16 protein-coding genes are annotated in these 19684 nt (G+C 72.0%); 4 read left to right on the top strand and 12 right to left on the bottom strand.

The window, feature by feature from the left end; all coding sequences use genetic code 11:
- Positions 1-106: 106 nt before the first annotated feature.
- Both J2S55_RS14590 and rhaI read right to left on the bottom strand, forming a co-directional pair.
- Positions 107-2155: a bifunctional aldolase/short-chain dehydrogenase gene (locus J2S55_RS14590; protein ID WP_306860785.1), complete on the bottom strand. Its 2049-nt coding sequence runs from the start codon at positions 2153-2155 to the stop codon at positions 107-109.
- Positions 2156-2244: 89 nt separating this feature from the next.
- The gene (gene rhaI / locus J2S55_RS14595; protein ID WP_306860787.1) at positions 2245-3417 is read right to left on the bottom strand and encodes an L-rhamnose isomerase; all 1173 of its coding nucleotides are present in this window, start codon (positions 3415-3417) and stop codon (positions 2245-2247) included.
- A gap of 227 nt (positions 3418-3644) precedes the next feature.
- Between rhaI and J2S55_RS14600 the strand changes: the two genes are divergently transcribed.
- Both J2S55_RS14600 and J2S55_RS14605 read left to right on the top strand, forming a co-directional pair.
- Positions 3645-3908: a hypothetical protein gene (locus tag J2S55_RS14600; protein ID WP_306860789.1), complete on the top strand. Its 264-nt coding sequence runs from the start codon at positions 3645-3647 to the stop codon at positions 3906-3908.
- A 3-nt stretch (positions 3909-3911) separates the two neighbouring features.
- The gene (locus tag J2S55_RS14605; RefSeq protein WP_306860791.1) at positions 3912-5330 is read left to right on the top strand and encodes a rhamnulokinase; all 1419 of its coding nucleotides are present in this window, start codon (positions 3912-3914) and stop codon (positions 5328-5330) included.
- A 95-nt stretch (positions 5331-5425) separates the two neighbouring features.
- Here J2S55_RS14605 and J2S55_RS14610 read toward each other — a convergent pair whose 3' ends face one another.
- The 6 genes from J2S55_RS14610 to J2S55_RS14630 all read right to left on the bottom strand — a co-directional run bounded on the left by J2S55_RS14610 (position 5426) and on the right by J2S55_RS14630 (position 13198).
- On the bottom strand, positions 5426-7309 hold the full coding sequence (locus tag J2S55_RS14610; RefSeq protein WP_306860793.1) for an ABC transporter ATP-binding protein: 1884 nt from the start codon (positions 7307-7309) through the stop codon (positions 5426-5428).
- Positions 7310-7779: 470 nt separating this feature from the next.
- Positions 7780-9027 carry a formamidase gene (gene fmdA, locus J2S55_RS14615; RefSeq protein WP_306860795.1) on the bottom strand — a complete coding sequence of 416 codons (1248 nt, stop codon included), beginning with the start codon at positions 9025-9027 and terminating at the stop codon, positions 7780-7782.
- Positions 9028-9139: 112 nt separating this feature from the next.
- Positions 9140-9787 carry an AmiS/UreI family transporter gene (locus tag J2S55_RS14620; RefSeq protein ID WP_306860797.1) on the bottom strand — a complete coding sequence of 216 codons (648 nt, stop codon included), beginning with the start codon at positions 9785-9787 and terminating at the stop codon, positions 9140-9142.
- A gap of 179 nt (positions 9788-9966) precedes the next feature.
- Positions 9967-10242 carry an FmdB family zinc ribbon protein gene (locus J2S55_RS48315; protein WP_370879672.1) on the bottom strand — a complete coding sequence of 92 codons (276 nt, stop codon included), beginning with the start codon at positions 10240-10242 and terminating at the stop codon, positions 9967-9969.
- A 224-nt stretch (positions 10243-10466) separates the two neighbouring features.
- The gene (locus J2S55_RS14625; protein WP_306860799.1) at positions 10467-11747 is read right to left on the bottom strand and encodes an MFS transporter; all 1281 of its coding nucleotides are present in this window, start codon (positions 11745-11747) and stop codon (positions 10467-10469) included.
- A 173-nt stretch (positions 11748-11920) separates the two neighbouring features.
- Positions 11921-13198 carry an aspartate aminotransferase type Ic gene (locus J2S55_RS14630; protein WP_306860801.1) on the bottom strand — a complete coding sequence of 426 codons (1278 nt, stop codon included), beginning with the start codon at positions 13196-13198 and terminating at the stop codon, positions 11921-11923.
- Positions 13199-13358: 160 nt separating this feature from the next.
- Between J2S55_RS14630 and J2S55_RS14635 the strand changes: the two genes are divergently transcribed.
- Positions 13359-14240 carry a DUF4429 domain-containing protein gene (locus J2S55_RS14635; RefSeq protein ID WP_306860803.1) on the top strand — a complete coding sequence of 294 codons (882 nt, stop codon included), beginning with the start codon at positions 13359-13361 and terminating at the stop codon, positions 14238-14240.
- 52 nt (positions 14241-14292) lie between these two features.
- Here J2S55_RS14635 and J2S55_RS14640 read toward each other — a convergent pair whose 3' ends face one another.
- From J2S55_RS14640 to J2S55_RS14650, 3 genes are all read right to left on the bottom strand, one after another.
- Positions 14293-15018 (bottom strand): HNH endonuclease family protein, encoded by a 726-nt coding sequence (locus tag J2S55_RS14640; protein ID WP_306875430.1) that lies wholly within the window; start codon positions 15016-15018, stop codon positions 14293-14295.
- Positions 15019-15131: 113 nt separating this feature from the next.
- The gene (locus J2S55_RS14645) at positions 15132-16100 is read right to left on the bottom strand and encodes a magnesium transporter CorA family protein (protein WP_306860806.1); all 969 of its coding nucleotides are present in this window, start codon (positions 16098-16100) and stop codon (positions 15132-15134) included.
- Between the two features lie 88 nt (positions 16101-16188).
- Positions 16189-17334: an epoxide hydrolase family protein gene (locus J2S55_RS14650; protein WP_306860808.1), complete on the bottom strand. Its 1146-nt coding sequence runs from the start codon at positions 17332-17334 to the stop codon at positions 16189-16191.
- Positions 17335-17397: 63 nt separating this feature from the next.
- Between J2S55_RS14650 and J2S55_RS14655 the strand changes: the two genes are divergently transcribed.
- Entirely contained in the window at positions 17398-18351 is a 954-nt protein-coding gene (locus J2S55_RS14655; protein WP_306860810.1) for a helix-turn-helix transcriptional regulator, read from the top strand.
- 167 nt (positions 18352-18518) lie between these two features.
- On the opposite strand, the gene J2S55_RS14660 is transcribed toward J2S55_RS14655, so the two are convergent.
- Positions 18519-19574 (bottom strand): FAD-dependent oxidoreductase, encoded by a 1056-nt coding sequence (locus J2S55_RS14660; RefSeq protein ID WP_370879784.1) that lies wholly within the window; start codon positions 19572-19574, stop codon positions 18519-18521.
- Positions 19575-19684 lie beyond the last annotated feature (110 nt).

Genomic DNA, 19684 nt, shown 5'->3' on the forward strand with positions numbered 1-19684 from the left:
CCGGAGCGCCTCAACGCGACCACGGCCGAGCCGGCTTGTGTAACGAGGACCGCAGCCGGCCTCTGAACAGCCCTATCAGCCCTTTCCCGCGTACTTGGGGTGCCCCCTACCGCAGGAAGGCCGCGGCGACGCCGGCGTCGACGGGGATGTGCAGGCCCGTGGTGAGCGACAGCTCTCCGCCGGTGAGGGCGAAGACCGCGGCGGCGATGTGCTCGGGCAGCACCTCACGCTTGAGCAGGGTGCGCTGGGCGTAGAACTCGCCGAGCTTGTCCTCCTCCACCCCGTACACCGCCGCCCGGTTGGCACCCCAGCCGGAGGCGAAGATCCCGGACCCGCGGACCACGCCGTCGGGGTTGACGCCGTTGACCCGGATCCCGTACTGGCCCAGCTCGGCGGCGAGCAGGCGGACCTGGTGGGCCTGGTCGGCCTTGGCCGCGCCGTAGGCGACGTTGTCAGGCCCGGCGAAGATCGAGTTCTTGGAGGAGATGTAGACGACGTCCCCGCCCATCCGCTGGTCGATCATGACGCGGGCGGTCTCGCGGGAGACCAGGAACGAGCCGCGGGCCATCACGTCGTGCTGCAGGTCCCAGTCGGCGACGCTGGTCTCCAGCAGCGACCGGGACAGCGACAGCCCGGCGTTGTTGACGATCAGGTCGACGCCGCCGAAGGCCAGCACCGCCTGCCGTACGGCCGCGACGACCTGCTCCTCGTCGGTGACGTCCGCCTGTACGGCGGTCGCGACGTCCTCGGGCCGGTAGGCCCGGGCGCCGAGCTCGGCGGCGACCTTCTCGGCCGCGGCGAGGTCGCGGTCGGCGACGACCACGCAGGCGCCCTCGGCCGCGAGCCTGCGGGCGGTGGCGGCGCCGATGCCCGACCCGCCCCCGGTGACCAGCGCGACCCGGGTGGCCAGCGGCTTGGGCGCGGGCATCCGGCGGAGCTTGGCCTCCTCCAGCTCCCAGTATTCGATGCGGAACTTCTCCGACTCCTCGATCGGGGCGTAGCTGGACAGCGCCTCGGCGCCGCGCATCACGTTGATCGCGTTGACGTAGAACTCCCCCGCCACCCGGGCGGTCTGCTTGTCCTTGCCGAAGCTGAACATGCCGACGCCGGGGACCAGGACGATCGCCGGGTCGGCGCCGCGCATGGCGGGCGAGTCCGGGGTGGCGTGCCGGTCGTAGTAGGCCGCGTAATTCTCGCGGTAGGCGGCGTGCAGCTCGCCCAGCCGTACCGTGACCTCGGCCAGCGGCGCGTCGGCGGGCAGGTCGAGCACCAGCGGGGCGACCTTGGTCCGCAGGAAGTGGTCGGGGCAGGAGGTGCCGAGCGCGGCCAGCTCGGGGTGGCGCTCGCGCGACAGGAAGTCCAGGACCTCCTCGGTGGCGGTGTAGTGGCCGACCTGCCGGACGTCGGTGGAGGCCAGGCCGCGGATCACCGGGAACAGGGCGGCGGCCCGCTCGCGCCGGGCCTCCTCCGGCAGCGCGCCGTAGCCGGGTCTGACCGGTCCGAACGGCTCGGCCGCGCCGTGCTCGGCGATGTGGGCCTCGGCGGTCCGGATGATCCACAGCGAGTTGGCCTCGCACTCCTCGGAGGTGGCGCCCCAGGCGGTGATGCCGTGGCCGCCCAGGACGCAGCCGACCGCCTCCGGGTGGGCGTCCTTGATGGCGGCGATGTCCAGGCCGAGTTGGAAGCCGGGGCGGCGCCACGGCACCCAGACCACCCGGTCGCCGAAGATCCGCGCCGTCAGCTCCTCGCCGTCCGCGGCGGTGGCGATCGCGATGCCCGCGTCCGGGTGCAGGTGGTCCACGTGGGCGGCCTCGACCAGGCCGTGCATGGCGGTGTCGATCGACGGCGCGGCGCCCCCCTTGCCGAAGGCGCAGAAGTCGAACGCGGCGACCATCTCGTCCTCGCGCTCCACCCCCGGATACACCTGGGCCAGCGCCCGCAGCCGGTCCAGCCGCAGTACGGCCAGGCCCGCCTCGGTCAGCGTGCCGAGGTCGCCGCCCGACCCCTTGACCCACATCAGCTCCACCTCGGACCCGGTCACCGGGTCGACGGCCGCTCCCTTGGCCGAGGTGTTGCCGCCCGCGAAGTTCGTGTTGCGCGGATCCGCGCCGAGCGCGTGCGAGCGCCGCAGCAGCTTCTCAACCGGCGAAGTCATGGAACATCCCCCCACGGATAAACAGTGATCTCTCGATGTGCCGTCCCGCGCCCCGGCACGGGACGCGTCCGGCGGGACGGGTGCGGCGGTCAGGCGCCCCAGCCCGCCTGGGTGCCGCCGACACGCTCGGCGACGATCTTCTCGGAGTAGCCGGAGCGGGCGTAGGCGGCCATCGGGTCGGGGTCGAGGCCCATCTCCTGGCGCAGCTCGGCCAGCAGCGGCCGGACGTCGGTGCTGTAGGCGTCCATCAGCACGGCGTTGGCGCCCAGCACATCGCCCTCGGCCTGGGCCCTGGCCAGCGCGTCCCCGTCGACCCGCAGCGCCTTGGCCGTGGCCTCCTGGATGTTCATCACCGAGCGGATCTGGCCGGGGATCTTCGGCTCGATGTTGTGGCACTGGTCGAGCATGAACGCCACCCCCTGCTCCGGCCCGGCGTACCGGCCGGAGAGGGCGCCGCCGCGGATCACCTCGTACATGATCCGGAAGAGCTGGAACGGGTCGGCCGCCCCCACCATCAGGTCGTCGTCGGCGTAGAAGCGGGAGTTGAAGTCGAACCCGCCGAGCTTGCCCTCCCGGAGCAGGAACGCCACGATGAACTCGATGTTGGTGCCCGGCGCGTGGTGCCCGGTGTCCACCACCACCTGCGCCTTGTCGCCCAGCCGCAGGCAGTGCGCGTAGGCGGTGCCCCAGTCGGGCACGTCGGTCACGTAGAAGGCGGGCTCGAACAGCTTGTACTCCAGCAGGAAGCGCTGCCCCTCGCCCAGCCGGTCGTAGACGGCCGCCAGCGCCTCGGCCAGCCGGTCCTGCCGGTCGCGGATGTCGTCCTGGCCGGGGTAGTTGGTGCCGTCGGAGAACCACAGCTTCAGCGTGTCGGAGCCGGTGGCGTCCATGACGTCCACGCACGCCAGCAGGTGGTCCAGCGCCTTGCGCCGCACCGCCGGGTCGGGGTTGGTGACGCTGCCCAGCCGGTAGTCGTCGTCCTGGAAGACGTTGGAGTTGATCGCGCCGATCCGCACGCCCAGCTCGGTCGCGTGCCGGGCCAGGTCGGCGTAGTCGTCCACCCGGTCCCAGGGGATGTGCAGCGCCACCGTCGGCGCGACCCCGGTGAAGGCGTGCACCTGGGCCGCGTCGGCCAGCTTCTCGTAGGGGTCACGGGGCACGCCCCGCTGGGCGAACACCTTGAACCGGGTGCCGCTGTTGCCGTACGCCCAGGACGGGGTCTCGACGGCCTGCGCCCGCAGCGTGGCCCTGATGTCGCTCATGAACTCCGGTTCCCCTCTCCGGCTCTCTGGACTTAAAAACGTTTTAGAGGATCGGATGGGACGCTAAACCCGGCGATCCAGCCCTGTCAACGGGGGATGAGCAGCCAGTTCCCAATACGTTACGCCTCATGTCGGGTGGAGGGTGGCGCCCGGCCGGGCGGCATGTTTGGATAAGGTCTCCGCGAAATGAGTAACACGTTTTAACGACACCGGGACCGGGAGGGCAGTTGGGCACTGTCAGCATCAAGGACGTCGCCCAGCTCGCGCAGGTCTCCCCCGGCACGGCCTCGAACGTGCTCAACCGGACCGCCTCGGGCCGGCTGCCCACCTACAAGCTCGGGCAGATCGCCGCCGAGCTGCTGCTGGAGGAGTGCGGCGACCCCGCCGCACACGCCCACCGGCAGATCATGTTCCAGCCCGAACTGGTCGTCCGCGAGTCCACCGGCCGGGCCGGGCGGGGCGGCGACCACCCGACGAGCAGTGATGAGTGACGGATGAGCGTATATGCGGCAGTGGACCTGGGTGCCTCCAGCGGCCGGGTGATGACCGCGCGGATAGCCGACGGCCGGGTGCGTCTCACCGAGGTGCATCGCTTCGCCAACCGCCCGGTCCGGGTCGGCGGGACCCTGCACTGGGACATCCTCGCCCTGTACCGGGGAGTGCTCGACGGGCTGCGTGCGGCCGGTCCGGTCGACTCGGTCGGCATCGACTCCTGGGCGGTCGACTACGGCCTGCTCGACGGCGCCGGGCGGCTCATCGGCAACCCGGTGCACTACCGCGACGGGCGGACCGACGGGATCATGGAGCGGGTCGCCGCAGACATGGGGGCCGAGGCGCTCTACCAGGTCAGCGGCCTGCAGTTCCTGCCGTTCAACACGGTCTACCAACTGCTCGCCGAACCGGATCTCGGCCGGGCCGGGACACTGCTGATGATCCCCGACCTGCTGACCCACTGGCTGACCGGCTCCGTCGGCGCGGAGGCCACCAACGCCTCCACCACCGGGCTGTACGACGTGCGGACCGGCGGCTGGGCCCGCGGGCTGGCGGACCGGCTGGGGCTGCCGGCCGGGATCCTGCCGGAGCTGCGGCGGCCGGGGTCGGCCGCCGGGACGCTCCGCGCAGAGGTCGCCGCGGAGACCGGGCTGCCCGGCTCCACCCCGGTCACCGCGGTGGCCTCGCACGACACCGCCTCGGCGGTCGTGGCGGTGCCCGCCGTGACCGACCGGTTCGCCTACATCTCCTCCGGCACCTGGTCACTCGTCGGGCTCGAACTCCCCCGGCCCGTCCTGACCGAGGAGAGCCGCCTGGCCAACTTCACCAACGAGGGCGGCCTGGACGGCACCATCCGCTATTTGCGCAACGTGATGGGCCTGTGGATCCTGCAGGAGTGCGTGCGCGCCTGGGGCGACGCCGGCCTGCCCGAGCTGCTCGCGGCCGCCGCGCGGGCCCGGCCCTTCCAGGCGGTGATCGACCCCGACGACCCCGCCTTCCTGCCGCCCGGCGACATGCCCGCCAGGATCGCCGCGTTCTGCGAGCGCACCGGCCAGCGGCCCCCGGACGGCAGGGCCCAGACCGTGCGGTGCGTGCTGGAGAGCCTGGCCCTCGCCTACCGCCGGGCGGTCCGCGACGCCGTACGGCTCAGCGGCCAGGACGTGGAGGTCGTGCACGTGGTCGGCGGCGGCGCCCGCAACGCGCTGCTGTGCCAGATGACCGCCGACGCGACCGGCCTACCGGTGATCGCCGGCCCGGTGGAGGCCGCCGCCCTGGGCAACGCGCTGGTCCAGGCCCGCGCCCAGGGTGTGGTCTCCGACATCCGCGCCCTGGTGCGGCGGGGTGAGCAGCTCGTCACCTACCGCCCCGGGGCCGAGGAGGAGGCATGGGCCCGGGCCGCGGCCCGGCTGGCCGATCGCTGAGCGGCGGCCCCGACTCCCCGGAGCCCGGGGCGCGTCCCGGCGGACCGGGATCCCGCACTCCGGGCCGGCGCACCGGAAGCGGGCCCGCGGGCCGGTCAGTGGACCGCCTCGCTGACGGAGGGCTGGTCGAACTGGGTCCGGTAGAGCTCCTCGTAGCGGCCGCCGGCGGCGAGGAGGTCGAGGTGCGTGCCGCGCTCCACGATCCGGCCGTCCTCGATGACGAGGATGAGGTCCGCGGCCCGGACGGTGGAGAGCCGGTGCGCGATCACCACCGAGGTCCGCCCGGCCAGGGCCTCGCCCAGGGCCTCCTGCACCGCGGCCTCCGAGGTGGAGTCCAGGTGCGCGGTGGCCTCGTCGAGGATCACCACCCGCGGGCGGGCCAGCAGCAGCCGCGCGATCGTCAGCCGCTGGCGCTCACCGCCGGAGAGCCGGTAACCGCGCTCGCCGACGACGGTGTCCAGCCCGTCGGGCAGCGCCTCGATGAGCTCGGCGAGCCGGGCGCGGCGCAGCACCTCCCACAGCTCCTCCTCCGAGGCCCCCGGCCGGGCCAGGAGCAGGTTGGCGCGGATCGACTCGTGGAACAGGTGGCCGTCCTGCGTCACCATCCCGAGCGTCTGGCGGATCGACTCGGCGGACAGGTCGCGGACGTCCACGCCGGACAGGCGCACGGCGCCCTCGTCGGCGTCGTAGAGCCTCGGCACGAGCTGCGCGATCGTCGACTTCCCGGCGCCCGAGGAGCCGACCAACGCCACCATCTGCCCCGGCTCGGCCCGGAAGGACACCCCGTGCAGCACCTCGACACCGCCCCGCGTGTCGAGGGCCGCGACCTCCTCCAGTGACGCGAGCGACACCTTGTCCGCCGACGGGTAGGCGAACCGCACCCCGTCGAACTCCACCGACACCGGCCCCTCGGGCACCCGCCGGGCGTCCGGCCGCTCGGTGATCAGGGGCTTGAGGTCCAGCACCTCGAAGACCCTCTCGAAGCTCACCAGCGCGCTCATCACCTCGACCCGCGCGCTGGCCAGGGCGGTCAGCGGGGCGTAGAGGCGGGTCAGCAGCAGCGCCATCGCGACGACGGCGCCCGGCTCCAGCTGCCCCCGCAGCGCGTAGAACCCGCCGAGGCCGTAGACGACGGCGAGAGCCAGCGCCGAGACCAGCATCAGCGCGGTGACGAAGACCGACTGCACCATCGCCGTGCGCACCCCGATGTCACGCACCCGGCGGGCCCGCGTGACGAACTCGGCCGACTCGTCGGCGGGCCGGCCGAAGAGTTTCACGAGCGTCGCCCCGGGCGCGGAGAAGCGCTCCGTCATCTGCGTGCTCATCGCCGCGTTGTGGTCGGCCGACTCGCGTTCGAGCCGCGCCAGCCGGGTGCCCATCCGCCGCGCGGGCAGGACGAACACCGGCAGCATCAGCAGCGCGAGCAAGGTGATCTGCCAGGAGGTCCCGATCATCACGGCGAGGGTGAGGACCAGCGTCACGAGGTTGCCGACCACGCCGGAGAAGGTGTCGCTGAAGGCCCGCTGCGCGCCGATGACGTCGTTGTTCAGCCGGCTGACCAGCGCGCCGGTGCGGGTGCGGGTGAAGAAGGCGATCGGCATGCGCTGCACGTGGTCGAAGACCGCGGTGCGCAGGTCGAGGATCAGGCCCTCGCCGATGCTCGCCGACAGCCACCGCGTCATCAGCCCGAGCCCGGCCTCCGCCACCGCGATGACGGCGATGAGCACGGCGAGCACGACGACGGTCTCCAGCGCCAGGCCCTTGACGATCGCGTCGACGACCCGGCCCGCGAGCACGGGGGTCGCCACGGCCAGGGTCGCCGTCACGACGCTGAGCAGCAGGAACCAGGTGAGAAGCCTACGGTGTGGCCGCGCGAACCCGGCGATGCGCCGCAGCGCGGCCCTGGAGAACGGCCGCTTCTCGTCCTGCGCGTTCATCGCGTGGTAGAGCGACGTCCACGCGGTCACTTCCATGTCCATCGCATGTCTCCGGTGTCTGGGGGGTGGTCTCCGACTTTTTCATGGAGCACCGACAGAACCCGTGGGCCGGAGCCGTGGATGCGGCGGGTCCCTCCGGGGGTCGCGGTGATCGCGTCGGTCGCCGGGGTCACGCGTGGCTCCGCCGTGGCGGACCTCCCGCGGGGCCACGACGTCGCCGGCGTTCGCCGGTGGCGACACAAGAGGACACTAAAACCTCAACTTAACCTGAGGTCAACCGCCCCGACCTCGGACGGCTCAACCGCCCCGACCTCGGACGGCTCAGCCGCCCCGACCTCGGACCGGAGGACGTCCGCGCCCATCTCCCCCATGGGCAGCCGGAGGGCCTGCCTCCCTGGGGAGGCAGGCCCGTGGACCCCGGACGGCGTGTCGCGGCGGTGAAGGGGGTCAGGGGTCCCGGTCCCGGGGCGGCCGCGTTCTCCGTGGGAGCCGCACCCGCCCCGGTCCGCCGGTCAGGACGTCACAGCACACTGCCCCCTGTCCTGCTTGACGGGCCCCTCGGGGTTCGGCCGCACGTCGAAGTCGAAGATCTCCGTGGGCAGGTAGAGCGAGCAGCAGGCGTTGGGGATGTCGACGATGCCGCTGATCCGGCCCTCGATGGGCGCCGAGCCGAGGAGCAGATACGCCTGCTCGCCCGTGTAGCCCCACCTCTTGAGGTATTCGATGGCGTTGAGGCAGGCCCGGCGGTAGGCCACCGTCGCGTCGAGGTAGTAGTTCGTGTTGGTGTCGTGGTCGACCGAGATGCCGATGAACGACATGAACTCCGAGTAACGCGGCTCGACGTTGCCGGGCATGAAGATCGGGTTCGTGCTGACGCCGTACTTCTCCATGCCGCCCTTGATGAGATCCACGTGGAAGTCGATGAAGCCTCCCATCTCGATCGCCCCGCAGAAGGTGATCTCACCGTCGCCCTGGCTGAAGTGCAGGTCCCCGCCCGAGAGCTTGGCGTCCTTCACATGGACGGGGTAGAAGACGCGCGCCCCGCGCGTGAAGTTCTTGATGTCGTGGTTGCCGCCGTTCTCCCGGGCGGGAACGGTGCGGGCGCCCTCACGGGCGATCCGGTCGGCCACCTCGCCGGTCGCCGTCCCCGCGAGGGTGTTGTCGCGCAGCGGCGGCAGACCCAGGGCGGGGACCCGGTTGGGATCGGTGTCGATGAGGGCCTGCTCCCGCTGGTTCCAGCTCGCCAGCAGCTCCGCCGACGGCGCCGTGCCGAACAGTCCCGGGTGGGTTATGCCGGCGTACCGGACGCCGGGCAGGTGGCGGGATGTCGCGTATATCCCGTGGAAATCCCAGATCGCCTTGTAGGCGTCCGGGAAGTAGTCGGTCAGGAACCCGCCGCCGTTCACCTTGGCGAACACGCCGGTGTAGCCCCAGCCCTGCCCCGGCGCGTCGCCGACCTGCTGCGGCACCGGACCAAGATCGAGGATGTCGACCACCAGGAGGTCACCCGGCTCCGCCCCCTCGACCCCGATGGGCCCGCTCAGCATGTGCGCGACGGTGAGGTCGACGTCCCGCACGTCGTTGGCCGAGTCGTTGTTGTGCAGTTGCGCGTCGGTCCATTCCCGGCATTCGACCCGGAACTCGTCCCCGGGCTTCACCATGGCGACCACAGGTATGTCCGGGTGCCATCGGTTGTGACCCGGTACTTCCTGGTCACGCATCGACTTTGACTGGTCCACGCTGAACACGACTTTTGGCATGACGAGTCCTCCTCTTGAATTCGGTACGCGGTGATCCGGTAGCTGCCAGGTCACATCACCTCCTCACCGGTGCCGGCCCCCGCCGGACCACCGGGAACGGCTCGCGGGCGGGCTAGTGCGCCGGGATCGTCTCCCCTCCGGCGGGTCCGGCCCGGCTGGAGAGCGCGCCTCTCTTCCTCGTCAGCGGCCACAGCGCGCCGAACACCACCACGCCGAACACGACCAGGATGATCGCGAGGACGTTCTGGTCCCAGCGCTGCCAGTAGCGGGTGAGGATGAGGAACGACGGAATGGCCGCCGTGACCCATCCCTGGATCGCCGTCACCCAGCCCGTGTAGGTGGTGAGGTGATCGTGTTTCAGCCCCAGCAGCAGGAAGAAGAGCAGCCACAGGAACGACCAGTAGAGCCAGATGACGCCGAACGGCCTGTCGTTGAGGATCCGGAAGTTCGCGAACGAGTAGCCGAGCGCCATGATGGCCACGAACAGCGAGAAGTAGCCGATCCCGGTGGTGTCGAACCCGCCGAGCAGGCCGATCCCCACATAGAGATAGGTGAACCCGAACAGGAAGATCCCCGACGCGCCGAGAATCACGTCCGTGTCACCACGGGACATGATGATCAACACGGTGGGCGTGATCACCTGTAGCGCGCCGACGAAGAGGTTGAGGATGGCCGTCGCCCGCGGCTCGACCTTCCCCAGCAGCATCAGCCCGTTGATGAAGAGCACCGCGCCGACGTAGAGCAGTCCAACCGCTCCCAACCGTGACACCCCCTAGTGCCGGTGATGGGATATTCAGATGGGCGACGTGATCCACCTACGCCGTGCGGCGGCACGGCCGCGCCCAGGGCCGTGGCAGCCGTGGAGGCGGCTGGACGCCGGTCTTCGCCGGGTCAGGCGTCGCGGGGGGACGTAGGTGGACGTGTTGTGCCGTCCGCCGTCTACGGCCGCGGCAGGCGTGCCAGTGCCGGATGCGGCGGGCGTGGTGGGTGTTCGCGGGGGATGTTTGAGACGACCTCGGGGGCCTCCCGGCTCCGCTCGTCCAGGTCGAGCGCGGCCGACAGCGCCGGATGAACCCGGGACAGGCCCGGTGGGGAGAAGACGCGCCGGGCACCGCGTCCGCACGCGGAGCAGTCACGAGATGCCGGTGCGGTCCCTATCGGCAGCTGGACGTCGAACCGGCCGCACTCTCGGCAAAGGTATTCATAGGTCGCCATAGGCACCTCCACTCCGCCTGCCCGAGAACGACGCCTCTCACGCCCGGCCCTCCGGCTGACGGGACCACGGATCCGGAACGGATCGGGCCACAGTTCCGGACTACCCGAAATCCGACCGGCCTGTCAAGGTCCGGACGCCGCCGGCCGTCGCACCGCGCCGGGAGCGTGACGGGACGCAAATCCGCAGGCAAAGCAGGCTCTACGCGGCAGCTGTACGGCCCGGCTCAGCGCGATGCGCGGCGGTAGGCGCCCGCGGGGTCAAGGGAGGGCACCGGCTGGAGGGGGCCGGCCGTGGAGGCCGCCGCCCGGGTGCGTTCCGCCCAGCGTACGGCCGGCCCCATCGCGGAGCCGGCCAGCAGGAACAGGCCGCCCAGCAGGAACCAGCCCGGCGGGCCCCAGGTGACGATCAGGGCGGTGAGCAGCAGGGGGCCGAGCATCCGCGCGACCGCCGTGCCCGCGCCGAAGAATCCCTGGTACTGGCCCTGCCTGTCGGGCGGGGCCAGGTCGAAGCCGATCTCCCAGGAGCCGGCGGTGTGCATCATCTCGCCGAGCACCTGCAGGCAGGCGGCCACGAGCAGGGCGGCGCCGGCGGCCCACGCCGAGGGGCCGGCCGCCGACAGCGCGAACGCCGCGCACGAGGCGAGCATCACCAGGCCGGCGTGCCGTACCGACCGGGAGGCGGTGTCCAGGCCGCTCACCCGGCGGGCCACCCTCACCTGCAGGAGCACCACGCTCAGCGTGTTGAGCACCAGCAGCGCCGAGACCGTCCAGCTCGGCGCCTGGGTCCGCTGCACGATCCACAGGGGGATCACCAGGCTGAGGAGGGGCATGTACAGCAACATGATCATGTTGAGGAGTGCGATCAGCGCGTAGGGCCGGTCGCGGAGCACCGCCAGCGCCGGCTCCCCGGCGGGGGCGGGCGGCGAGGACGGCACGGCGGGCAGCCGGAGCAGCACCAGGGCGGAGACCAGGAAGCTCAGGGCGTCCATCGCGAAGACCGCCAGATACCCCTGCCGAGTGTCGAGGTGCAGGGCCACCCCGCCGAGCGCCGCGCCGACCGCCAGCCCGGCGTTCACCGTCGCCTGCAGGTGGGCTCGGACCCCGGTCCGCTCGGCCCGTTCCACCAGCCCGGCCAGCAGCGCCTGCCGGGCGGCCCCGAGGCCGCACTGGCAGCAGGTGTAGAGGCAGGCGGCCAGGACGAACAGGGGGAAGGACCGGACGAACAGCAACGAGCCGACCGCGGTGCCGGTCGCGACGGCCAGCAGCGCCGCCGTGCCCCGGGCCCCCCGCCGGTCGGCGAGGTGCCCGAGCGGGACCCCCGCCAGGAACCCCAGGGCCCAGCCGAGGGTCAGCCCGGAACCGACCTGGGTCGGGGTGAGCCCCACGATCCGGGTGAAATACAGCGCCGAGCACACGTAGTAGGCGCCGTCACCGAAGGCGTTGGCCAGCTGCGCCAGCGCGAGAACCCGGGGCGGCCCGGAGGGCGGGAGGATCCTGCTGGACACGATGGGCCTCCTTGGTCATCACCGCTGAGCCGGGTGATGCGGAGGCCGGTCGCCGCGTCCATCTCCTCGCCCGCCGTGCGCGCTGTGCGGTTCACACCATAAGGAGCGGGCCGGCCGGGCTCACAGGGCCAAATCCCGACGGATCGATTGGGCCGGTGGCCCCTCGCCCACGGCTACCGGGCCTGCTCCAGCAGCTTCTCGGTCCCGACGAGGCGCACGCAGATGGCCAGGCCGGTGATGGCCAGTTCCACCTCCTCCAGCTCCGGGTAGGTGGGCGCGATGCGGATGGTGCTGTCGCGGGGGTCGTCGCCGTAGGGGTGGGTGGCGCCCGCCGGGGTCAGGGCGATGCCTGCGCCGGCCGCCCGGCGCACCACCTCCCGCGCGCAGCCCTCCAGCACGTCGAGGCCGATGAAGTAGCCCCCCTCGGGGCTGGACCAGGACGCCAGGCCGGTGCCGCCCAGTTCCTTGGCGAGGATCAGGTCCACCGCGTCGAACTTCGGCCGGATCAGCTCGCGGTGGCGGCGCATGTGCTCCAGGACGCCCTCCTCGTCGCGGAGGAACTCCACGTGGCGGAGCTGGTTGAGCTTGTCGGGGCCGATGGTCCCCTTGGCCATGTGCCCGAGCAGCCAGGCCACGTTGGCCGGGGACGAGCCGAAGAAGGCGACGCCGCCGCCACTGAAGGTGATCTTCGAGGTGGAGCCGTAGACGAAGGCGCGGTCGGGGTTGCCGCTCTCGGCGCACAGCGCCAGCAGGTCGGCGATCTCCACCGGGGTGTCGGTGAGGTGGTGCACGGCGTAGGCGTTGTCCCAGAAGATCCGGAAGTCCGGTGCGGCGGTGGGCATGGCCGCCAGGCGCCGCACCGTCTCGTCGCTGTAGGAGACGCCGCTGGGGTTGCTGTATTTCGGCACGGCCCAGATCCCCTTGATCTGGGGGTCTTCGAGCACGAGCCGCTCGACGACGTCCATGTCGGGGCCTTCGGCGGTCATCGGCACGGGGATGAGCTCGATGCCGAAGCGCTCGCACAGGGCGAAGTGGCGGTCGTACCCGGGGACCGGGCACAGGAACGCGGTCCGCGGCGCGTCCACCCAGCGGCCCTCGCCACCCGGGACCCCGCTGAGCAGCGCGTGGACGATGGAGTCGTGCATCAGCGAGAGGCTGGAGTTGCCCGCCGCGATCAGCTGGCCGGCGGGCACCTGCAGCAGGCCGCTGAAGATCTCCCGGAGCTCGGGCAGGCCCTGCAGCCCCCCGTAGTTGCGGCAGTCGGTCCCGTCGGCGGCCGTGTGGCCGCCGGGCCGGGTGAGGAGGGCGGAGGCCAGGTCGAGCTGCCGCCCCGACGGCTTGCCCCGGGTGAGGTCGAGGGAGAGTCCTCGCTGGACGAGCGCTTCGTAGTCGCGCAGGGCGCGCTCACGCTGCGCGGTCAGCTCATCGAGGTTCAGGGCCGAAAAGCTCACGGGGATTCCTTCGCCTGCCGATCGCGGGTGGGCTTCGAAGGATAGAAGACCTGCGGGAGCGACCGGAAACCGGGCCGGACCGGGCTGTGCCATGCCATACCGCCGGCCCCCACGGCACCGGACCCTCCGCCGGCGGCGGCGGTCACCGTAGGATCCCGCTATGGCGGAGGTCATGGGACGAGACGGGACATGGACGTTCGACGGCGAGATCCTGCGGATCGTGCCCGGCCGTGACCGGGGCGTGAACAAGCTGCGGCAGTTCCTCGGCGAGGTGGCGGTCCCGCTGGCGGCGGTGGCCGGCATCGCCTACGAGCCCGGCAAGAAGGGCGGGCGGCTGCGGCTGCGGCTGCGGGAGGGCGCCGACCCGTTCACCCAGGCCGCGCGGGGGCGGATCTCCGACGCGGCCGACCCCTACCAGCTGGCCGTCGACGCCGACCGCACGGGCGTCGCCGGATACTTCGTCGACGAGGTGCGCAACGCCCTGGTGATCGATCAGGTGCCCGACGGGCCCAGCGACCGCTATCTGATGCCCGGTCCCGGGCTGCCGCTGACGGTGTCGGGGGGTGACGGCACCGCGACGTTCGACGGCGAGTCGATCCGCCTGGAGTGGAACTGGGCGGTCGAAGGGGTCAAGAAGTCGGCCGGTCCCCAGCGCCTTCCGCTGAAGGACCTGGACGGCGTGGACTGGATCCCGGCCGCCGGGCTGGAGAACGGGCACCTGCGCTTCAACCTTCGGGGCACGGCGCACAGGCTGGCCCCCAAGCACGACCCGCACTGCCTCGTGCTGTGGGGCATGGACAAGGAGACCCGGACGGCCGCACTGTTCGTCGCCGCCGTCCTCGCCCGGCTGCCCCATCCCTCGGCCCCTCCGGAGCCGCCGCCCGCTCTCGAAGCCCCGGCGCCGGCCGCCCCCGCCCCCGCCGGCGACGACCCGGACGCGCTCCTGCGCCGCCTGCGCGAGCTCGGCGACCTCCGCCGGGACGGCGTGCTCACCGAGGAGGAGTTCACCGTCGCCAAGCAGGCGCTGCTGGGCCGCTTCTGAGAGACGCCCGCGCGGGAGGCGGCCCGGCACAGGAGGCGGCCCCGGAGCCGGCCTAACGGCACTGGGCGAGCATGACGGCCTTGTCGGCCCGGGTGACCGGCAGGCCGTATTTCAGGGCGACCTGGGCGAAGCGCACGACGTAGGCGCAGCGGATCCGGCGCGCCGGCGGGAGCCACGAGGCCGGGCCCGAGCCGCCTTTGGCCTGGTTGGCGCCGCCGTACACGGGGATCAGGTTGAGCGGGTCGTTGGCGATCCGCATCCGCTTGGCCATCGGCCAGCGGGAGGCGCCCATCCGCCATTCGTAGAACAGCGGGATCACGTGGTCGACCTGGACCTGGTCCGCCCGCTCCTTGCGCCACCGGATCGTCCGGCCGGTGTAGGGGTCGCGCAGTCTCATCGCGACGACGACGCAGTCCGAGCCCCGGCGGTATCTCACGTCCTCGCCGTCCCGGGCGAGCAGGTCGTTGCGGGTGCCGCAGCCGTTGCGGGCGTACGGCACGCCTCTGGCCGTGTCCGCCCAGTTGTCGCCGAACCGGGCCCGCGTGTAGCCCGTCCTGGGCCCCATCCCCCTGGTCCGCAGCTTCTTGATGAGCCTGACCGCCATGCCCCTGTCACGCGCCGACCTGAGCGGGGCCAGGCCCGGCAGGGTGCCGTGCGGGTTGTCGAGCGGGGCGGCTCTCGCCCGGCTCTCCAAGGCGGCTCTCGCCTGACCGTCTCCCTGCGTCCCCAACGAGAACATCACCGCGGCGCCCAGAACGGCGGTGACCATCCCCCGCATGCCCACCCATGCCTCCATGAAGGATTACCGGTCGAAACATGACCGATGCCCGCAATGGGGTTGGTTGACACGGAACGTCAGGACGCATCTGCGTGGCGCCCGGGGAACCGGCCCTAGAGCCAGCCCTTCTTCTTGAAGATCAGATAGAGGATGGACGAGGCCACGAGGATGGCGGCGGTGGAGGTCCAGAAGCCGAGCGACTGGCCGAAGCCGGGATAGGGCACGTTCTGGCCGTAATATCCGGTGATCATCGTGGGCACCGCGATGATGGCCGCCCAGCTGGTGATCCGCTTCATGATGTCGTTGAGTTTGAAGCCCTGCTGGTTGATGTGGGCCTCCCGGATGTTGCCCACCAGCTCCCGCAGCGAGTCGGTCCACTCGCCCGCCCGCAGGGCGTGGTCGTAGACGTCCTGGTAGTAGGGGTCCAGCGCCGGGTCCAGCATGTCCACGCTCCTGCGGAGCAGGCTGCCGACGACCTCGCGCACCGGCACCGCCAGCCGCCGGAACCGCACCAGCTTCTTGCGCATCTCGAAGGTCTGGCGCTGGATGTGGACCCGGTCGCCGGCGTCCTCCTCGAAGAGGTCGTCCTCCAGCGCCTCGACCTGGTCGTCGAGCGCCTGCAGCACCTCGAAGTATCCGTCCACCACGTAGTCGAGCAGGCCGTGCAGCAGATACGGCACGCCGTACTTGGCCATCTCGGTGTTGGCGTCCCAGCGCCTGATCACCTCGTCGATGTCGAAGTGAGGGTTCTCCCTGACGGTGACCAGGGCGTGCTTGGTGACGAAGATCGATATCTCGATGAGTTCGAGACGTTTTTTCACCAGCTTGGCGCCGTAGACGGTCAGGAACAGGTGGCTGTCGTAGGTGTCCAGCTTGGGACGCTGCTGGCTGTGGAGGGCGTCCTCGACGGCCAGCCGGTGCAGGCCGAGCTCCTCGCTGATCTTGTCCAGGTCCGCCGACGAGGGCGAGCACAGGTCGAACCACACCACCGCGGAAGGGTCTGCGAGGTGATCGGACACCTCGTCAACGGAGAAGCCTTCGGCTTCCAGGACTCCATTGCGGTACAGACGGGTGCGGTCCATGCCCGTCAACACTAGACGAGTAAGTCCTGGACCGGGTCGGACGAGTAAGTCCTGGGCCGGGTCAGTGGTCGCCGAGCCGCGGCCGGGGTCAGCGGACCTTCCGGAAGAACGCCCGGATGTCGTCGATCAGCAGGTCGGGGGCCTCCATGGCGGCGAAGTGGCCGCCCCGGTCGAACTCCGACCAGTGGATCACATTGTGCTCGCGTTCGGCGACCCGGCGGATCCCGCCGTCGCCGGGGAAGACCGCGACCCCGTGCGGGACCTCCGAGCGCTCGACCGGCGTCCCCCACTGTGCCGAGCCCTCCTTGTAGAGCCGGGCGGAGGAGGCGGCGGTGCGGGTCAGCCAGTAGATCGTCACGTCGGTGAGCATCTGGTCCCGGTCGACCGCGTCCTCGGGCAGGTCGTGCGCGGGGTCGGTCCACTCCTTGAACTTCTCCACGATCCAGGCCAGCTGGGCGGCGGGAGAGTCGTGCAGGCCGAAGGCGACGGTCTGCGGCCGGGTGGCCTGGATGATCGCGTAGCCGGAGCGGTCGTCGTCGGCGTAGCTCCGCAGGCGGGCCTGCTCGGTCTCGGTGAGGCCCTCGGTCTCGGCCGGGTCGAAGGTCGGGAAGCCGAGCGCGCCGTTGACGTGCACGCCGACCACCCGGTCGGGGGCGAGGCGGCCGAGCTCGGGGGAGATGACCGAGCCGCTGTCACCGCCCTGGGCGCCGTAGCGCTCGTAGCCCAGGCGGCCCATCAGCTCGGCCCAGGCACGGGCGACCCGGCGCAGGTCCCAGCCGCTCTCGCGGGTGGGGCCGGAGAAGCCGAAGCCGGGGATGGACGGGGCGACGACGTGGAAGGCGTCGGCGGGGTCGCCGCCGTGGGCGCGGGGGTCGGTGAGCGGGCCGATGACCTTCATGAACTCGACGATCGAGCCGGGCCAGCCGTGGGTGAGGACCAGCGGCAGCGCGTCCGGTTCGGGGGAGCGCACGTGCAGGAAGTGGATGTTCTGGCCGTCGATGTCGGTGGTGAACTGCGGGTGGTCGTTGAGCGCCGCCTCGTGCTTCCGCCAGTCGTATCCGCTGCGCCAGTATTCGGCCAGTCGCCGCACGTAGGAGACCGGGATGCCGTAGGACCAGCCGACGCCGGGCAGCTCGTCGGGCCAGCGGGTGCGTGCCAGCCGGTCGTGCAGGTCGTCGAGCGCGGACTGCGGGATGTCGATACGGAACGGGGTGATCTCCGTGGTGAACGTCATGGAGAACACGCTAGGGACGGGTTAGGACAGGGCCGGTCCTAGGAGGAGGGCACTCTGGAGAACATGTTGGAGACATCGGCCCGGTTGCTCAGACTGCTCTCGCTCCTGCAGACCCACCGGGAGTGGTCGGGCGCGGAGCTGTCGGAGCGGCTCGGCGTGACCGCGCGGACCGTCCGCCGTGACGTCGGGCGGCTGCGCGAGCTCGGCTATCCCGTGCACGCCACCGCGGGCGCGCCCGGCTACCGGCTCGGCGCGGGCACGGACCTGCCGCCGCTGCTGTTGGACGACGACGAGGCGGTGGCGGTCGCGGTGGGGCTGCGGACGGCGGCCGGGGGCTCGGTGTCGGGGATCGAGGAGACCTCCGTGCGGGCGCTGGCCAAGCTGGAGCGGGTGCTGCCGTCCCGGCTCCGGCATCGCGTGCACGCGCTGCGGTCGATGACCGTGCCGATGGGACGGGCGGGTTCGGCGGTGGCCCCGGCGTCCCTGACCGCGATCGCCGCCGCCTGCCGCGACCACGAGACCCTGCGGTTCGACTACCGGACGCATGACGGCCAGGAGGGCGTCCGCGCCGCCGAGCCCTACCGGCTCGTCCATTCGGGGCGGCACTGGTATCTGCTGGGCTGGGACACCGACCGGGCCGGCTGGCGCACCTACCGGGTCGACCGCCTGAGCCTGCGGACGCCGAACGGACCGCGCTTCGTCCCCCGCGACCCGCCCGACTCCGACCTGGTGGCCTACATGTCCCGGTCGATCTCCATCGCGCCCTACCGGTACCGGGGCCGCTTCACGATGCACGCTCCGGCCGAGGTGGTCGCCGCGCACATGTCGGCCACGATGGGGACGGTCGAGCCGATCGACGAGCGGTCCTGCACGTTGTCCAGCGGCGCGAACGACCTCGACGAACTCGCCGTCTGGGTCGCGCTGATGGACATCGACTTCGAGGTGCACGAGCCGCCCGAGCTCGTCGACCGCATCCGCGCCCTCTCCGCCCGCCTCGCCACCGCCGCACCCGCCTGATCCGACCCCGCGCCGGCGCGCAGGGCGGTGAGTGGTCGACCCCACGCCGGCGGGGCCGGCTCGATCCCGGACCGCGCGGCGGCCGCGGCGTGTGCGGCGTCGCCGTCCGCGCCGCCCGGGGCGGGAGCGACATCCCGCGCCGGAGGGGACCGGCGGCCGGAAGGACCTCAGGCCGCCATCGGCGCCCCGAGGAGCCGGCGGATGTGCTGGACGGCGGTACGGCCGGCGCGGTTGGCCCCGATGGTGCTGGCGGAGGGGCCGTAGCCGACCAGGTGGACGCGGGGGTCGAGGACGGCCCGGGTGTCCTCGACCCGGATGCCGCCGCCCGGCTCGCGCAGGTGGAGCGGGGCCAGGTGGCCGACGACCGGCCGGAAGCCGGTGGCCCACAGGATCACCTCGGCCCTGACCAGCCGGCCGTGCCCGGCGGGCGCCGCGTCCCACCTCACCCCGTCGGGGACGATCCGGTCGAACATCGGCAGGCGGTCCAGCACCCCGGCCGCCCTGGCCGCCCTGACCTGAGGCGTCACCGGATAGCCGGTGGCCCCGACCACGCTGCCCGGCGGGAGCCCGGCGCGGACGCGGGCGTCGACTCGGGCGACGGCCGCCCGGCCGGCCTCCTCGTCGAACGGCCCCTCCCGGAAGACGGGAGGACGGCGGGTCACCCAGGTGGTCGTGGTGATCTCGGCGATCTCCATCAGGAGCTGGACGGCCGAGGCGCCCGCGCCGACCACCACCACGTGCCGGCCGGCGAACTTGTCCCGGGTGACGTAGTCGGCGGTGTGGAGCTGCCGCCCGAGGAACGTCTCCTGACCCGGGTAACGCGGCCAGAAGGGGCGCTCCCAGGTGCCGGTGGCGTTGATCAGTGCCCGGGGGGACCAGTCGCCGGCCGAGGTCTCCACCAGCAGCCGCCCGGCCGGCCCCTCCCGGACCGCCCGCACCGTCACCGGGCGGCGCACCGGCAGGCCGAAGGTCCGCTCGTAGGCGGCGAAATACTCGGACACGACCTCCGACGAGGGCCGGGTCATGTCGACGACGCCCATCGGCAGGCCGGGGAGATCGTGCACCCGGTGCGCCGCGCCGAGGGTCAGGGACGGCCAGCGGAACTGCCACGCGCCGCCGGGACGCGGGGAGCGGTCGAGGACCACGGAGTCGATCCCGGCCCTGCTCAGGAAGTAGGCGCTGGACAGCCCGGCCTGCCCGGCCCCGATGACCACAACGTCGATGTCCGTCACGTTCCCTGGCAACCGCCCGCGCCCGGCGAATAATCCTGCGCCCGCGGGGCAGCAGCACATATCACGACAGACGCAGCCCGAGATTCACAACAGACGCAGCC

It is taken from the genome of Streptosporangium brasiliense, from assembly GCF_030811595.1.
In the GTDB taxonomy this organism is placed as follows: domain Bacteria; phylum Actinomycetota; class Actinomycetes; order Streptosporangiales; family Streptosporangiaceae; genus Streptosporangium; species Streptosporangium brasiliense.

What these genes read in the sequence shown, in the direction of transcription:
- J2S55_RS14645 (WP_306860806.1), bottom strand. Translation starts at nt 16,100, where the DNA reads ATGGACCGCACCCGTCTGTACCGCAATGGAGTCCTGGAAGCCGAAGGC.
- J2S55_RS14605 (WP_306860791.1), top strand. Translation starts at nt 3,912, where the DNA reads ATGAGCGTATATGCGGCAGTGGACCTGGGTGCCTCCAGCGGCCGGGTG.
- J2S55_RS14635 (WP_306860803.1), top strand. Translation starts at nt 13,359, where the DNA reads ATGGCGGAGGTCATGGGACGAGACGGGACATGGACGTTCGACGGCGAG.
- J2S55_RS48315 (WP_370879672.1), bottom strand. Translation starts at nt 10,242, where the DNA reads ATGGCGACCTATGAATACCTTTGCCGAGAGTGCGGCCGGTTCGACGTC.
- J2S55_RS14640 (WP_306875430.1), bottom strand. Translation starts at nt 15,018, where the DNA reads ATGCGGGGGATGGTCACCGCCGTTCTGGGCGCCGCGGTGATGTTCTCG.
- J2S55_RS14610 (WP_306860793.1), bottom strand. Translation starts at nt 7,309, where the DNA reads ATGGACATGGAAGTGACCGCGTGGACGTCGCTCTACCACGCGATGAAC.
- J2S55_RS14655 (WP_306860810.1), top strand. Translation starts at nt 17,398, where the DNA reads ATGTTGGAGACATCGGCCCGGTTGCTCAGACTGCTCTCGCTCCTGCAG.
- J2S55_RS14590 (WP_306860785.1), bottom strand. Translation starts at nt 2,155, where the DNA reads ATGACTTCGCCGGTTGAGAAGCTGCTGCGGCGCTCGCACGCGCTCGGC.
- rhaI (WP_306860787.1), bottom strand. Translation starts at nt 3,417, where the DNA reads ATGAGCGACATCAGGGCCACGCTGCGGGCGCAGGCCGTCGAGACCCCG.
- J2S55_RS14650 (WP_306860808.1), bottom strand. Translation starts at nt 17,334, where the DNA reads ATGACGTTCACCACGGAGATCACCCCGTTCCGTATCGACATCCCGCAG.
- fmdA (WP_306860795.1), bottom strand. Translation starts at nt 9,027, where the DNA reads ATGCCAAAAGTCGTGTTCAGCGTGGACCAGTCAAAGTCGATGCGTGAC.